At 61.1% G+C, this 15,624-nt stretch carries 11 protein-coding genes; 4 read left to right on the top strand and 7 right to left on the bottom strand.

What is annotated here, in order from left to right:
• Positions 1 to 6: 6 nt before the first annotated feature.
• The 4 genes from J3T95_RS01255 to J3T95_RS01240 form a co-directional block, all read right to left on the bottom strand.
• The gene (locus J3T95_RS01255) at positions 7 to 807 is read right to left on the bottom strand and encodes an alpha/beta fold hydrolase (protein ID WP_267450129.1); all 801 of its coding nucleotides are present in this window, start codon (positions 805 to 807) and stop codon (positions 7 to 9) included.
• The gene (gene ychF / locus J3T95_RS01250; RefSeq protein WP_267450128.1) at positions 804 to 1,910 is read right to left on the bottom strand and encodes a redox-regulated ATPase YchF; all 1,107 of its coding nucleotides are present in this window, start codon (positions 1,908 to 1,910) and stop codon (positions 804 to 806) included. The genes J3T95_RS01255 and ychF overlap by 4 nt, the downstream gene beginning before the upstream one ends.
• Positions 1,911 to 2,092: 182 nt before the next feature.
• Positions 2,093 to 2,887 carry a pyrroline-5-carboxylate reductase gene (gene proC, locus J3T95_RS01245; RefSeq protein ID WP_267450561.1) on the bottom strand — a complete coding sequence of 265 codons (795 nt, stop codon included), beginning with the start codon at positions 2,885 to 2,887 and terminating at the stop codon, positions 2,093 to 2,095.
• A 34-nt stretch (positions 2,888 to 2,921) separates the two neighbouring features.
• Positions 2,922 to 4,277 (bottom strand): alpha/beta fold hydrolase, encoded by a 1,356-nt coding sequence (locus J3T95_RS01240; protein ID WP_267450127.1) that lies wholly within the window; start codon positions 4,275 to 4,277, stop codon positions 2,922 to 2,924.
• Positions 4,278 to 4,476: 199 nt separating this feature from the next.
• Between J3T95_RS01240 and J3T95_RS01235 the strand changes: the two genes are divergently transcribed.
• The 4 genes from J3T95_RS01235 (at position 4,477) to J3T95_RS01220 (ending at position 10,098) form a co-directional block, all read left to right on the top strand.
• Entirely contained in the window at positions 4,477 to 7,053 is a 2,577-nt protein-coding gene (locus J3T95_RS01235) for a sensor histidine kinase (protein WP_267450126.1), read from the top strand.
• Positions 7,054 to 7,075: 22 nt separating this feature from the next.
• Complete coding sequence (locus tag J3T95_RS01230; RefSeq protein ID WP_267450125.1) at positions 7,076 to 7,849, top strand: response regulator; 774 nt, start codon at positions 7,076 to 7,078, stop codon at positions 7,847 to 7,849.
• A gap of 158 nt (positions 7,850 to 8,007) precedes the next feature.
• Complete coding sequence (locus J3T95_RS01225) at positions 8,008 to 9,069, top strand: LacI family DNA-binding transcriptional regulator (protein WP_267450124.1); 1,062 nt, start codon at positions 8,008 to 8,010, stop codon at positions 9,067 to 9,069.
• Positions 9,070 to 9,114: 45 nt separating this feature from the next.
• The gene (locus J3T95_RS01220; RefSeq protein WP_416378725.1) at positions 9,115 to 10,098 is read left to right on the top strand and encodes a ribokinase; all 984 of its coding nucleotides are present in this window, start codon (positions 9,115 to 9,117) and stop codon (positions 10,096 to 10,098) included.
• 128 nt (positions 10,099 to 10,226) lie between these two features.
• On the opposite strand, the gene J3T95_RS01215 is transcribed toward J3T95_RS01220, so the two are convergent.
• From J3T95_RS01215 to J3T95_RS01205, 3 genes are all read right to left on the bottom strand, one after another.
• Complete coding sequence (locus tag J3T95_RS01215; protein WP_267450123.1) at positions 10,227 to 12,923, bottom strand: ABC transporter permease; 2,697 nt, start codon at positions 12,921 to 12,923, stop codon at positions 10,227 to 10,229.
• 15 nt (positions 12,924 to 12,938) lie between these two features.
• The gene (locus J3T95_RS01210) at positions 12,939 to 13,754 is read right to left on the bottom strand and encodes an ABC transporter ATP-binding protein (protein WP_267450559.1); all 816 of its coding nucleotides are present in this window, start codon (positions 13,752 to 13,754) and stop codon (positions 12,939 to 12,941) included.
• 353 nt (positions 13,755 to 14,107) lie between these two features.
• Positions 14,108 to 15,427, bottom strand: a complete 1,320-nt coding sequence (locus J3T95_RS01205) for an O-acetylhomoserine aminocarboxypropyltransferase/cysteine synthase family protein (protein WP_267450122.1) — start codon at positions 15,425 to 15,427, stop codon at positions 14,108 to 14,110.
• Positions 15,428 to 15,624: the final 197 nt, after the last annotated feature.

Here is a 15,624-nt window from a genome sequence, read left to right as displayed (position 1 = left end):
ACGGACTCAGACTTTCAGAACCTGCCTGGCCCAGTCCTCCAGCAAGTCGCAGACCAGGGCGGTCTGTTCAATCTGTACATTGTGGCCGGCCCGATCCAGCACCGAGTAGGAAACCCGGGGAAAGCGGCAGGCCAGGTCAAACTGATCCAGGTAGCCCACACAATCGTCCTGGCGGCCGCAGACGAAGAGCACAGGGGCTATGAATCCGGACCAGACCTGGTCGAAGTCCAGATCCAGCTGGTAGTGCCCCTCCATTCGAGCCACCGTGTCGGCATCGGCTGAACGAATGCCTGGCATGATGGTGCGTTGGTAGGCCTCAAGGTGCTCCCGGGACTCCACCACAGCCATCTGCCGGTAGGCATGCCTGGTGAACTCGTCCACATCAGCCAGGCCGTGGTCGTCCCGGTCCAACATCTGACGCGGGGGCAGGCGCCTGTGTGCAGTCACCGGGTCGACGACCGAGGAGAGCAGGGCCATCCCCCGGCAGCGGTCCAACCGACCGGCTGCGGCGTGGCGGCTGAGCAGCCCGCCCAGGGAGTTGCCGACCAGGCCGAAAGGGCCGCCGCCGCTGAAAATGTCCACCTGGTCATCCAGCCACCGGGCCAGACCGTCCAGATCGAGGATGGACGGGTCAGGCGGCGTACGGCCGAAGCCGGGTTGGTCCAGGTATATCCGCTCGAATCCGCCAACCCGCTCAAAGACGGGGTCCAGGTCGTCGAAGATGTGATGGTCAACACCGGACCCATGCACGAAGATCAGCGGCAGCCCCCGACCCCGGCGAATGGCGAACCCGGGCTTGACGCTCACTTCTTGGAACCGGAGGGTATGCCGGTCTTGAACTCCACGATGTCGCCGTCCTGCATGACGTAGTCCTTGCCCTCAAGGCGCATCTTGCCCTCCTCGCGCACCTTGGCGTAGGAGCCGTCGGCGGCCACGAAGTCGTCGTAGGAGACCACCTCGGCCTTGATGAAACCCTTCTCGAAGTCGGTGTGGATGACACCGGCAGCCTGTGGAGCGGTCCAGCCCTGGTGGATCTGCCAGGCGCGCACCTCCTTGACCCCGGCGGTCAGGAAGGTCTGCAGCCCAAGGATGTCGAAGCCCACCCGGGCCAGCTGGTCCAGGCCGGACTCCGTAAGCCCGGCATCGGTCAGCATCTCGCGGGCGTCGGCCTCGTCCAGCTCGGTCAGCTCGGACTCGAACTGGGCGTTGAGGAAGATGGCAGGCGCGGGAGCCACGGAGTCGGCCATCTGCTTCTTCATGTCCTCGTTCTGCAGCTCGTCGTCATCCACGTTGAAGACGTAGATGAAGGGCTTGGCGGTCATCAGATGCAGGTCGTAGAGCTCGTCCTTGTCGATGTCCCCGGCCTTGGCCGCCTGGTCGATGGTCCGGCCCTGGCCCAGAATCTCCTTGGCCTTGCGGACAGTGTCCAGGTAAGCGGGCTTGATCTTGCCCCCGCGCTGGTCCTTCTCCAGCTTGGGCAGAGCCTTATCGATGGTCTGCATGTCGGCCAGGATCAGTTCGGTGTTGATGGTGTCGATGTCGTCGGCCGGATCCACCTTGCCGTTGACGTGGACGATATCGTCGTCATTGAAGGCGCGTACCACCTCGCAGATGGCGTCGGCCTCGCGGATGTTGGCCAGGAATTGATTGCCGAGCCCCTCACCCTCCGAGGCCCCCTTGACGATGCCGGCGATGTCCACGAAGGTGACCGTGGCGGGTACGATCTTGTCCGTGTGGACCAGCTTGGCCAGGACGGGCAGCCGATCGTCGGGCAGGGGCACGATGCCGGTGTTAGGCTCGATGGTGGCAAAAGGGTAGTTCTCCGCCAGAACGTTGTTGCGGGTGAGGGCGTTGAAGAGTGTGGACTTGCCAACGTTGGGCAGCCCGACGATTCCTATGGTTAACGACATATCCACCAGTCTATTGCCCGGACTGCCCCGGCGTGGCGGACGAAAACCTTGCATCGTCAGCCGAGGCTCTAAAGCGGCCTTGCCGTGCACGAGGCCAGCGGACCCGCCAGCCCAATGCTTCGGCGCTGGGTCATGGCCGGCGGCTGCTATACCAGCGCAAGCACCCATAGGTCCTGGATCTATCAGCTGCCTTCGATCGCATCAATGGCATCGATGACGCTTCCCCGGAAACCGCTCTTCTCCAGAGCCGCGACACCTCGGATCGTACTGCCGCCAGGCGAGCAGACGGCATCCTTCATGGCGGCCGGGATGGTTCCGCTGGCCATATAAAGAGCACCGGTACCCTCGGCCATGCGTGCGGCGAGTTGATAGGCCACTGCCCGGGGCAGACCGTGTTTGACACCGGCATCCGCCAAAGCCTCCATGTACATGGCCGTGTAGGCCGGAGCACAGCCGGCGATGGCCGTGGCCACGGAGGTCAGATCCTGGCCGAGGCGCTCGATAAGGGCCACCTGCCCGAAGACCTGGTCGAAGAGCCGGCGCTGGTCATCAGTCAGGGTATCTTCATTCTGGGTGATCATGATCCCCTTCCCTACCGCGATTGGGGTGTTGGGGATGGAACAGATCAGATGGGTGCCTTGCTCAAGCAAGTCGGCGTAGTCGTCCATTTTGAAGCCTCCCACGATGGAGATGACCGCCCGATCCTCGTCCGCCAGCTCCTTGCGGATGGGCCCGCAGACCCTGGCCGTCTGACCAGGTTTAATGGCGAGGATAACCATATCCGCAGCCGAAGCCACCTCCTGGGCGGAATGCAGCGGGCGCACGCCCAGTTTTCGGGTATTCTCCACCAGCTTCCCATAATGGTTCGCGCAGGCCACGATACGGCCGCCGGGCAGAACCCCGGCGTCAACCAGCCCCTGGGCCATGGCCTGGGCCATGTTCCCGTATCCGATGAATCCGATTGTCAGTTCGTCTATAGCCACGTTCCCAGTCTACCCGTGCGATGCACGCTCAGAACAGGTGCTCCAGATCCCCCCTGCCCAAGGCCTCCCGGTAGAGGTGCGCGAATACCTGGTTGCCATGGAGCCCGTCATGCTCGAACTGGTTGGTCACCCAGGCATGGGAGCTGCCCACGCGTGACAGGGTATCCAACTGCATGCCGGAGTCAACGTACAGATCGTCGAAATAGACGGCTGCCTGGAGGGGCACGCTGTTGGAGGCCAGACGGTCCTGGTCGTAGAGCCTGCCCCAATGCCTGTCTTCCATGAGCAGATTCACTGCCGGGGCGAAAGGTTTCAAGGCCTGTTCCTGATCGAACATCCAGGGGAAGATGGCCTCCCCCGTGAAAAGCAGCGGCCTGGCGTCCGTTCGGAATTCAGGATGCCTGTCTCGTACACGCTGCCCTGCCCAGCGAATCGGGGCGCAATCCCCATCCGCATAGATGAACTCCTGAAGAGGCCAGTATAAGGGAGTCGTGGCCGTAGCGGCCCGGACCCCCTCGAGAAAGGCGTCGGAGAGAACCGGGGTTCCCCTGGTTGGCACGGCACCATCGCCTTCGAGGAATGCCGTGTCCAGGAGCCAATGCAGACGGGCCGCCCCGTTCTGCCTGCCCAGATCGGCCCCCAGGGTCTGGAAGCGTTCCACTGTCAGCGGATCCCCACCGGGCAGGGTCACATCACCTTGCGCCAACCGATCGGCTATGGCGGCCACACGGTCCCGGTCCTGCGGATAGTGCTCGTAGAATGATTCTGTTTTGGCTTTCATCCTGGGAAAGGTATGGGCATAGACCTCCGTCGGATCCACCGGGACATGGGGGATGCCGCCCGTGGTGAAAGAAGCGGCCAGCCCCTCGGGGAAAGCCGATAGATAAGCCAAGGTCAGAAAACCGCCGTAACTTTGCCCCAGGGTGACCCAGGACCTTGCGCCAAAGACGGTACGACGGAGATGCTCAACGTCCCGAACGATCGAGTCAGCCAGGAAATGCTTCAGATAGGCGGCCTGGTCGTGTGGATGAGCCAGCGCGCGCATGGTGTGCGAGTCGATGGCTGAAGACCGTCCTGTCCCCCGTTGATCCGGCAGGACGATCCTGAAATGTTTGATGGCCTCGGCGATCCAGCCGTCGCCGGTCGGGCCCAGAGGGCGCGGACCGGCGGATCCTGGGCCGCCCTGAAGGTAGACGAGAAGGGGAAGGTCGTCATGAATGTGCTCGGGGGCGCAGATGGTCCGGTAGAAGCAGGAGATGACCGGGTCGCCGGAATTCTTTTCGGATGTCCAGGAGCCAGGCTCCGCATGAGCCCAGTCTAGGGGCACGGGGATGGACCCCTCCTGCACGAACAGCCCTGACAGGTAGTATCCCTGGCTTGCCATATCGCCTCTTCTTTCCGCACTCGATATGTCGCCGCGCCTGACCATATAGGGCAGGGCATGCGGCCCCGGCATCGACATCATTGTCTCCATGCCGCTGGACGGCGATCATCCTCGAGACCTATGGAGACGGACAGCGGCGACCGATAGGCTGGATGGTATGGACATCTCCGGACATGGTTGGAGCAGGTTGCCGACCTGGATGCAGAACAATGTGCTGTTCACCGACACCCTTTTGGCCCTCTTGCTCTTTATCATGATTGTCGACTTCGGGACGACGGCAGGTCTCCTGGTCCCTCAATCCGACCAGTCCATTTACATCTGGAACTGCCTGCTCCTCCTGCCGGTCTGCATACGGAGGCGCTTGCCCAATCTGGCACCAGGACTATTCGTCCTGGTCAGCGCAGCCCAGCTGATCTTGGGGCCGGTCGTTACGGCTGCTGACATCGCGGCCCTTATTATGATGTACTCCGCAGTGGTATACGCGCCCAGGTCCTCCAATCGTGCCTATATCATCGCCGGGGTGCTCATGGTAGGTGCAGCAGCCACCGCCATGGCACTCCAACAGGCCTTCGGAATCTTTCCGGACAATGCTATTGCTGGCTATGACCGCAAGCCGATCCCGGCTTTCTATGCTTTTGCAAAACAGTTCGCCATTAGCTTCGTCTCCTACGGGTTGCTCCTGGCCCTGTCCGTCCTTCTGGCCTACTGGACCCGTGCCAGAGAGCGCTCCATCTCGATCATGCGCCAGCGCAACGAGGCTCTGTCCTTCAGAGCCCAGGAGCAGGGAAAACTGGCCGCCAGCGCCGAACGCGCCAGGATAGCCCGCGACATGCACGATGTGGTGGCCCACACCCTTTCCATCGTCATCATCCAGTCCGACGCAGGCAGATACGCCGCCGCCAACAACCCCGACATGGCCATGCAAACCATGATCACCATCCGGGACGAGGGCACACGAGCCCTGAATGAATTAAGTTCCCTATTCGGCACCATCGGGCAAGAGGGGGAGGCTGAGGGCCCCTCGCCACCGCTGCCGGAGCATTCGTCAGGTGACTTGTCGCAATGTCGTCCGGACCATTCGCCACGGCCGGCATCGTGCAGGTCAGAAGAGACGCGGAATTCAATGGTCTGTTGTAATAGTCCGGAAGCCCCTGTGACGAAACCGGTCGACGATTATCGGATGATGGAGTCGATGATTGCCCAGGCCGGACGTCTCTCAGAGGGGGCCGTGTTCGACCACAGGGTCCTGGGGGAACCACGCCCCGATCTTCTTGACCCGCGTCGGACCATGGTCTCCTACCGCGTAATGCAGGAGGCCTTGAGCAATGTGCGCAAACATGCCGGCCCCGGTGCCCAGGTCCGTATCCGGGAGGAATGGAATGGGGAGGGGCTGGTGTTGATCATTGAAGACCAGGCCAACCCTGACACCCGTCCGAAGACGATGATGGAATCCGTCCACATCGGGTATGGGCTGAGGGGGATGCAGGAACGGCTTGTCGCCATCGGGGGGGAACTGGAGGCCCGACCACTGCCGCCCGCCGGATTCCGGGTCAGGGCCACGATTCCCTTCCGATCAGGCAGTACGTATCCAGCAAGGTCGACGACCGCAAGCACGGCAGGGGCCGAACCCGTCCGACCGGATGCAGGCATGCATACAGGCAGCGGGAAGGGGCACAGGAAGAGTTTCCGGGCAGCCGTCGCGCAGACGGAGATTCCGAAGAACCGCAGCCACGACGAAAAGGAACGGCCGGGCGGCAGGATAAGGTACCAGCCCAATAAAGTGGAACGGATATCCGCATGGATACAGGGGCACTACCTCCTTGCAGACACCTTTCTGATGCTCCTGCTTCTGGCGAACTTCGGCGCTGGCGCCCTGGAGATTCCCGGCTTTGAGCCCATCACCGGAACCACACCGTCCAATTCCGTCATCGTTCTGCTGAACCTGAGCGTCCTCGCCCCCCTGATCGTACGGCGCCGCTTCCCCGAGCTGAGCGCTGTCCTGGTGGCCTTGAACTGTGCCATTCAGGTCTTCCTCTCTTCGATCCTCCCCGCTGCTGATGTCTGTGTGATTATTTCCATATACTCAGCCATGACTTATGGAGGCAGCAGGACGCGACGGTGGATCCCCATCGCGGTTCTGTCCGAATTCCTTCTCCTGGGCCTGAGGATCGTTTCGATCAGCTGGGGGGCATCCAGCATCCTCGACTTTCTGCTCGGCGAAATACAGGGCTCGTCCCCTCCGAAGACCAATCCCATGCTTCGGGACGCCATCAGCACCATGATCGTGGCGGCAACGCTCTGCCTCATCGCCATGCTGACGGCTCTGTGGCGGCGTTACAAGGGATCGAGTCTGCTTCTTCTGGAGGAACGGGAAAAGGCCCTGAACCAGGGCCTGGAGGAAAGCCGCATGCTTGCCGCCAACAAGGAACGGGAGCGAATCGGCACCAGCATGCAGGCGGAGGTAGCGTCCACCCTGAACACCGTCATCGACAGGACAAACTCGGCAATCGATCTGCTGGAAGAAGCCAAACGCCAGGGTGTGACCCCTGCCCCCGATTCAGTGATAGAGGCCTTCGCAGGAATCGGCAGGCAGGGACGCCTGGCCCTGGCAAGGATGCGTGAGCTCCTTGCGGTTCTTCACCAGAGCAGCACGACGGATGCTGGAGCAGCCGGCCGCACGGAGGGCCCGTCCCTGAAACCGGCCTCTCCACTGCCCTCCGGTATGATCAGTGGAAATAGGGCATATACGAGGTCGGATACCCGGAACCTCACCTGACCCCCATTGAAACCGAGGCAGCATGCAGCATAACGCAGATACCATCAAGGTTGTCATCGCTGATGATCAGGAACTTGTACGGGCAGGATTCGCCCTGGTAATCGGCACGCAGGACGACATGACAGTGGTCGGCCAGGCCGCCGATGGAGACGAGGCCGTGAACCTGGCCAGCGAACTCGATCCCGACGTGGTGCTGATGGACGTCCGCATGCCCGGAATGGACGGGCTGGAGGCCACACGCCGGATCAGCGACCTCTCACCTGGCCGAGCCACGACACATGTGATCATTCTGACCACCTTCGACCTGGATGAATATGTCATGTCAGCCATCAGGGCGGGGGCCTCGGGTTTTCTTCTCAAGGACACCGAACCCGAGACACTCCTTTCATCCATCCGCACCGTCTATCAGGGGAACGCCATTATCGCCCCCTCGGCAACCAAGCGCCTGATCAGGCAGATGGCGCTGGTCGGACATCAGAATGATGAGGATCCTACAGGGATGGCATCGGATATGACCCGGCATCCCTCGACACGCAACGCCTCTCCCCGGATCCGGGAGGGCACATCCGGCGAAGAGGCCGCAGCCTACAATGACCCTGAGATTGACCTGCTGACTGAACGGGAGCTGGAGGTCCTGGTTGAAATCGCCCACGGCCTCAGCAACCAAGAGATAGGCGACAAGCTCTTCATCTCCCTCCCAACCGTCAAGACCCATGTGGCTCACATCCTGCAGAAAATCAATGCCCGTGATCGAGTCCAGGCCGTAGTCTTCGCCTATGAGAACAGACTGGTATAAAAAATGCCGACTCGCCATGCCGTTTCTGACAGACCGATTTGCGGTATCGTTACCGCACTGATATAAATAGTGGTTGTCATGGTCACACCGACGCAATGGTGCGGCCGTGGGGCCGATGCATCCAGGGTGTCGGCTGCCGGTCAGATCGACGAAAGGCAATGATGACGTACGCGACGATTCGGGACGTGGCCGAACGTGCCGGAGTCTCCGTATCGACGGTATCCCGGGCGCTGAACGATTCAGGGCGAATCTCGGAACAGACCCGTGAACGGGTCAACCAGGTCATCAAGGAACTCCGCTATGTTCCGGACTCCAGAGCCCGGTCCATGCACTTTCCCCATTCCCGCGCCATCGGCCTGCTCATACCCGACATCAGGAATTCCTATTTCGCCGACCTGGCCTATCGGATCCAGGGTGAACTCCTGGCACACGGATTCCAGACCCTGATCTGCACCTCCACCCAAGGCGATTCGCATGAAAACAAGGTCCAGGTCCGCAATCTTCTGGGGCAACATATCGATGGAGCCATCATCGTGCCGGATTCACGCTCTTCTCAGATCCTGGATGAGCTGACCCGCAGGGGACTTCCTCTGGTCTACGTGGACCGGCCCAATGGCAGCAGAAGGCATCAAGATGGCGAAAAGGCAGTCCCTTCGATCGACTCCGACCCCCTGCCCGGCCTCAATGCAGCCTTAGAGGATCTGGCCCGGCATGGCCACCGGCGAATCGCCATGGTTTCTGGGCCGTTGAAAGAGTCCGGCATCTTCCAAGAGCGCGAGGATGTGTTCGACCGCTTGCTGAACGGCATGAATGGGCTCTGCGACCCTACTCAGAACGGCGACCGAAGCGGGATCGGCCGGGCCGGCGAAGGCACCTTCGTCCCGGAAATGCTGGACCGCTGGAGAGCCCTGAAGGTTAGTGCGGCCGTCTTCGGCTCCTCGCAAGATGCCATCCGGGCCATCAAGACATGCCAATCCCGGGGCATCAGCATCGGCAGCGACTTCTCCATAGTCACCTTCGATGATCTGCCGGTTTTCAGAATCCTGACACCCGCCGTCGCCACGATTTCCCAGCAGATTGATTCCATGGGGACCTGTTGCGTCCAGATGCTCCTTGACCTGATGGCCGGCTCCAGGATCGACTCGGTCCGGCTGAAGACCCGGTATCTCCACCGGGCCTCGGTGGGCTGGCCCCCGGGGCGCACAGGCCAGGGCCCCTGAACCAGATGATCTGGTCGACAAATTGTTATCAACGAATGGAGAAACATGATTCAAGACATGGTGGCTGCGCCGGACCAGGTGCTTCAGGGATTGGATACCATCAGTGGATCCATTTCGGTGGTCGGGTCCATGAATGCGGACTATACGGTTACCACCGACCGCCTGCCTAAACCTGGTGAAACCATCAACGGAGGCCCCCTGCAAATCCTCCCCGGCGGCAAGTCCGCCAACCAGGCGGCCGCAGCCGCGCGGATCGGGGCCCACGTTCAACTCTTCGGCGCCGTCGGATCCGACCCCAACGCCGATTTCCTTCTGGGTCAACTTGGTAACGCTGGGGTCGACGTCTCCCAGGTGATGACCGTACCCGGCCCGAGCGGAACCACGGTCATCACCGTGGACGCCCATGGGGAGAACACCATCGTTTACTCCCCCGGGTCCAATGCCAGGGTTGACGTGGACTACGCCCGTCGATCCCGGAAGGCGCTGACCTCGGCCAAGGTCTTGGGGCTCTGTCTGGAAAGCCCCATCGAAACCGTGACCGAGACCGCCAGGATGGCCCATGAGTCCGGCATGACCGTCCTCCTCAACGATTCCCCCTTCCGGGCCGACCTTCCTGCTGACCTGATAGCCTACTCCGATCTGATCCTGGTCAACGAACATGAGATGGCTCAGCTTCTGGGAATCGATGAGCCCGAGGATGGGGACTGGATCGGGGCCGACTGGGACCGCATCAACACCACCATGCAGGAATTCGGCTTCCGCAGGGCCATCGTGACCCTGGGCGGTGAGGGTTCCATGGTCCTCGATCAGGACGGGAATTACCGAATCCACGCAGTCAAGGTGGATGCCGTTGACACCACCGGATGCGGTGATGCCTTCATGGGGACCGTCCTCGCCGGACTCTCCTCGGGAATGGCCTTGGTTCATGCAGCCCAGCTGGCCTCCTATGTCTCGGCCTACGCGGCCACTGGACGGGGAGCGCAAGCCTCCTATGGGTCGGCCGAGCAGATCAGGTGCCGTTTCGCCTGATTATCCGCCATCCCACCCCTCCTTGCTACGTCTGGGCTGCATGAGGGTGACAGACGTGTTCAGTCCAGACATCAACCAGGGGCCGCCGGCATCGCAACCGGTGGCCCCTGGTTATGCTCATCGCTTCCCTAGTCTTCAGCGAGCGCCACGACCGGCGGCATTCGATTGGCCCTTCTGGCGGGAAGAACACTGGCCAGGACCGCGGCCAGAAAAGCAACCACAAGTATCACCGCGTCTGCGGACCAGGGAATCGGCAAGGCGACCCTCCCGTCGGAGGCAAAGACCTCATAGGACCCGATCCAACCAAAAAGAAGACCGAGGACCACACCGACCACGGTGGAGCCGAGGGCTATCAGTCCTGATTCAACGGCCAGCGACCACCTGATCTGCTTGCGGGTCATTCCGATGGCCCGCAAGGTGGCGGACTCTCGTCTGCGCTCCAGGACTGAGAGCGACAGGGTGTTGGTCACACCGATCAGTGCAATGACCACGGCTACGGCCAGCAGGGCCACCATGATCATGAGCAGGGTGTCGACTCTCTGGTCCCATTGCTGCTTTTCAGCCAGACCCCCCTGGACGGAAACCGCCGAATACCTAGCGAGGGCATCTTGGATCTCATCCATCAGCACAGAGACAGTCGGGGATCCTTTCGTCCTGGCCCAGATCTGGGTAGCATAAGGATGAAGGCCTTCCAGCGAAGCAGGGTCGGCCAGGCCGTAGAAGCGGCTCGCATCAATCCCTTTGAAGGAGGCATAGGCACCGGTAAAGGAACGTGCCGATGAAGGCTGCCGCTGTCCTTGTGAAGCTGAGCCCTCATCCGTGTCATTCTGAACCGGAGCAAGCATAGCCAGGCCCAGCTGCCCACCGTTGCGGAAACCCTTGCTGGCTTCCATCAGACTGGCCGGAAGCAGCACGGTTCCCTGTCCTTTCAGATCCCTGCCGACCTTGGTGTTCAAAACGCCATCAATCCTCCGGCCGTCCAGGGCGAAGATGGTCATTCCCGCGCCTTGTTCGCCACCGGATTCGATGGTGGCTGCATACTGCGGCACGAGTTCGGCATCAGCAACACCGTCAATATGACGGATGGCATCCAGTGCCTTGGCATCCAATCCATCGGCGCTGATCTGAACATCAACCGAATACTGCTGGTCAAGAATGCCGGCCATGGTTAGCTTGGCGCTGGCCGCACCTGTCGCCAGGGTGGAGACCAGGGTCACCCCTATCAGCAAGGCTGCCCCCGTCGCCGCCACCCGGGAACGATTCCGGGAGATATTAGCCACGGCAATAGCCGATGAAGGTCCAATCCGTGCCACTAGAGACCCTATTCCCCGCAGAAGCAAAGGGATCCAGCGGTTGGCACTGAGCAGAATGCCAATGGATGCCAGTACGATGCCAAGTACCGCTAGCCCTAGGACCGTCTCCGCACCGTCACCGGAAGCTTTGCTCGTATGCCCGGTTGCGTTCAGCCTGACCTGCCAGAGGGACCAGACCGTAATGATCGCACCGGTCAGGATCAGGACCAGGCTGACTATCAGGCGCGCTTTGCCAGCACCGACGTTCTTTAGCAGATCTGACGGTCGCAGAGCCTCTAGGGGGCTTACTTTGGTAGCCGCCCGCGAAGCCCCCAGCGATGCCAGGACCGTGACGATGGCGCCAAAGATCAGGGGCACCAGAATAACGGGAGGGGTCAGGCTCAATTGGAAATGAAGCGAATTCATATGGAACTTGGCTGCCTCCAGGAAAACCATGATTCCTATAGCCGCACCGATGCCAATCAGGGAGGACAGGATGCCGAGAACAGCCGATCGAATCAGCACGCTGCCCTGAATCTGACCCCTTTTGGCACCGACGATTCTCAGGAGGGCCAATTGACGACGTTGCCGGGCGACCATGACCTGGAAGGTGTTGGCGATGACTGTAGCGGCCACGAACATAGCCAGAATCCCAAAGGTCAGGAGGAAGGTGGTCATGAAGTTCTGCTGACCACCAAGAGCGTTCTTGAGGAGACCCTCTTCCAGGGTGCTTCGATCTTTCAGAGCATAGCCGGAGGGCATGGATTTGCGTAGGGAGGCCAGACTGCCGTTGAGTTCATCTCCCTGCCCACTCACGACCAGGTAAATGTTATTGGCAATCAGGTTTCCCATGCCGCCCAGGCCGGCATCGGCCATCAGGGCATCACTGGTCCTGGGCGTCAACACGATGGCACCGCCCCAGTTGTCATACATGCCGCCCTGGTCCGCGCTGATCCCCGACACGGTCATCGATCTCGATACCAGTTTGCCGGACACTCCGCCCGAATTGGAACTTCCATCAGTCTCCGAGCCAGGCAGTTCGTCAAGCATGCTGGCAGACAGATTCAGATTCACCCTGTCGCCGGGCGCGAGTTTGAGCCTTGAGGCGGTCGGCCTCGGCAGAACTACCTGGTCATCGGCCGCTGGCCAGGACCCTTGGGCCAATGCAACCGGCATCAGATCGGCATCGGCCGAAGGGATGGCCACCACCTCGTCGGCCTTGGTCGTAGCGACGCGGACGTCCACAAAGAAATTGGCGTCTGACCGCACGGCACGAACTCCTGGGACCGCTGCCAGTTCATTGGTTTTGAAGTCTTTCACCGTCATCTGACCCATCCGGTCATCGTCCTTGGGGATGATGGCGTAGTTGGCCTGGGCGGCATCGGATGAGACCATGCGCCGCATGGAGATGTCCATGGTGTTGCCGAAGAGGAAGGTCATGGCGATAAACAGCGTGCCGATGACAATGGCGATGCCAGCGGGGACCATCATGCCCAGGTCGCTCCGCATCATCTTTCTGGTGATCTGCCACATATCCGTGCCACCCCCTCAACTGTTAGCCACTGGGGCTGCCAGCTCGGCGGAAGCCCCCGTTGCCTCGGAGAGGAGGGTGTTCATGGCGTCCACAGTGGGCCTGTCCTGGTCGGCAACGATCCGCCCGTCAGCAAAGACCAAAGCCCTGTCGGCGAAGGAGGCGGCAAAGGCATCGTGGGTGACCATGATGACGGTCTGCCCCAGCTCTCGGACCGAGTCACGCAGGAAACTGAGCACCTCGGTCGAGGAAACCGTGTCCAGGTTTCCCGTGGGCTCGTCAGCGAAGACAATGGAAGGCTTGGCGATCAGGGCCCGGGCGATGGCCACCCGCTGCTGCTGGCCGCCCGAAAGCTCGCTGGGCCGGTGGCTCAGCCTCCCCTCCAGACCCAGAGTCCCGACCAGCAGATCCAACCAGGCAGTGTCCGGCTTGGCCCCGTCCAGGATCAGGGGCATAAGAATGTTCTGCCTGGCAGTGAACATAGGCAAAAGATTGAAGCTCTGGAAGATGAAACCCAGGCAGCGGCGCCTCAGGAGGGTCAGCTGATCGTCATCGAGTGCAGCCAGGTCAACCGCTCCCTGCCCCCCATCATGACGACCGGCCCTCCCCTCCTCTACCCCGGCGGCATCGGCACCGTTCAGGTAGACGTGCCCGGAGGTTACGGTATCCAAGCCTGCCAGCGCGTGCATCAGGGTGGATTTGCCCGATCCGGACGGGCCCATGATGGCCGTGAACCTACCCCGTTCGAACCCGACATCAACACCCCGCAAGGCATGCACCAGGCTCTCCCCGCTCCCATAATCCTTAGTCAGACCCAGAGCCTGAACGGCCATCTGGGCAGTCTGTGCTCGATCATTCCTACCGTCTGCCGATGGGGCGAATGCCGCTTGTGTCCGTGTGCCATGCATCATAGTCCAACCTCACCAGGAACAGGGACCATCCCTGTATTCCTGGTGCCAACGCTATCGGCTGCAAGGCGGCACCGTCATCATACGCAGGATTGAATCTCGACATGATCCGGGATTCCGCATCATCCCAAAGAATGAGCGAGCCATATATGCGGGGGGGGGGGGCTGATGGAACGCTGCAAGGTTCCGCCAGGCACCCTATGCCGGTCGAAACCGGCATAGTCCAAGTCCGGCACGGGCTTCACAGCGTAAACCGGCCCGGAACAAAAGCGCGCCGCCTACCCAGCCAGGCCGGATTTTCGCAATGCCTGGAAGGCGCCCTTGAGGTCATCCAGAATGTCCTCGATATTCTCCGTGCCAACGGAAAGCCTGATGGTGCCAGGGTGGATGGCCTGATCCTCCAGCTCCTCCGGCGTCTCCTGGGAGTGGGTGGTCGATGCCGGATGAATGGCCAGCGACTTCACGTCAGCCACGTTGGCCAGGAGGGAGAAGAGATGCAGGTTGTCGATGAAGACCCTGGCCGCATCCTTGCCGCCCTTCAGATCGAAAGTGAAGATGGAGCCAGCCCCATTGGGGAAGTAGCGCTTGTAGAGCTCGTGGTCGGGACGCCCCTCGATGGCCGGATGGCTGACCGACTCCACCTCCGGCACAGTCTGCAGGTAATCCACTACCTTCAAGGCATTCTCAACATGGCGCTCAACCCTCAGCGAGAGCGTCTCGGTCCCCTGCAGGAGCAGGAAAGCTGCAAAGGGGGAGATCACGGCGCCAGTGTCGCGCAGGAGGATGGCGCGAATGCGGGTGACGAAGGCAGAAGTACCCAAATCCTGGTAGAAACGCAGACCATGGTAGCTGGGATCAGGCTCGGTCAAGGTCGGGAACCTGCCAGGCACTGCCGCCCAGTCAAACCGGCCGCCTTCCACGACCACCCCACCCAGAGTGGTGCCATGGCCGCCGATGAACTTGGTGGCCGATTCCACGACGACATCCGCACCGTGCTCCAGCGGACGGAACAGGTAAGGAGTAGCGAAAGTGTTGTCGACGATCACCGGCAGGTTGTGGTCATGGGCGATCTTGGAGATGGCCTCGAAGTCAGGCAGGTCGGCGTTGGGGTTGCCGAATGTCTCAAAGAAGACCAGCTTGGTGTTCTCCTGGATGGCCGACTCGAAGTTGGACGGGTCCGAAGGATCCACGAAGGTGGTTTCGACGCCATCGCGGGGCAGGGTGTGTTTGAGTAGGTTAAAGGTGCCGCCGTAGATGTTTTTGGAGGACACGATATGGTCCCCGGCCTGGGTGATGTTCCTGAAAGCATACTCCACGGCTGCGGCTCCCGAGGCCACGGCCAAACCGGCAGTGCCGTTCTCCAGGGCGGCGATCCTGTCCTCAAAGACCCCCTGGGTGGAGTTGGTTAGACGGCCGTAGATGTTGCCCGGGTCCTTCAGCGCAAACCGGGCCTCGGCGTGGTCGAAGTCGTGGAAGACATAGCTGGTGGTGGCGTAGATCGGCACGGCCCGGGAATCGGTGGCGGGGTCGGCCTGCTCCTGGCCTACATGGAGCTGAAGCGTCTCGAAATGGTACTTGTGCGGGTTCTGGTCGGTCATGTAGATTCCTATCTGTTAGTGACGTACATTCTCGTCCAAGTTCTTGATGCGACCATAAGCGGCACAAGCCCACCTGTTCAAGCCAGAATAGACTTTTCGATATCGCCCTTTTTTATAACAGCTTCCAAAAGGTTGAAAGCGGGCCTTTTGCATCTCGACATTCCACACGCGACGGTACTCGTTCAGCCCGTCCGCTG

Origin of the sequence: Bifidobacterium sp. B4079 (assembly GCF_026537385.1) — a bacterium.
Taxonomy (GTDB): domain Bacteria; phylum Actinomycetota; class Actinomycetes; order Actinomycetales; family Bifidobacteriaceae; genus Bombiscardovia; species Bombiscardovia asteroides_I.
This window is presented reverse-complemented; position numbering and strand designations above follow the sequence as displayed.

Bases quoted from the DNA above. Each gene is read 5' to 3' on its own strand.
- ychF (WP_267450128.1), bottom strand. From the start codon at position 1,910: ATGTCGTTAACCATAGGAATCGTCGGGCTGCCCAACGTTGGCAAGTCC.
- J3T95_RS01240 (WP_267450127.1), bottom strand. From the start codon at position 4,277: ATGGCAAGCCAGGGATACTACCTGTCAGGGCTGTTCGTGCAGGAGGGG.
- J3T95_RS01235 (WP_267450126.1), top strand. From the start codon at position 4,477: ATGCAGAACAATGTGCTGTTCACCGACACCCTTTTGGCCCTCTTGCTC.
- J3T95_RS01230 (WP_267450125.1), top strand. From the start codon at position 7,076: ATGCAGCATAACGCAGATACCATCAAGGTTGTCATCGCTGATGATCAG.
- J3T95_RS01225 (WP_267450124.1), top strand. From the start codon at position 8,008: ATGATGACGTACGCGACGATTCGGGACGTGGCCGAACGTGCCGGAGTC.
- J3T95_RS01220 (WP_416378725.1), top strand. From the start codon at position 9,115: ATGATTCAAGACATGGTGGCTGCGCCGGACCAGGTGCTTCAGGGATTG.
- J3T95_RS01215 (WP_267450123.1), bottom strand. From the start codon at position 12,923: ATGTGGCAGATCACCAGAAAGATGATGCGGAGCGACCTGGGCATGATG.
- J3T95_RS01210 (WP_267450559.1), bottom strand. From the start codon at position 13,754: ATGGCCGTTCAGGCTCTGGGTCTGACTAAGGATTATGGGAGCGGGGAG.
- J3T95_RS01205 (WP_267450122.1), bottom strand. From the start codon at position 15,427: ATGACCGACCAGAACCCGCACAAGTACCATTTCGAGACGCTTCAGCTC.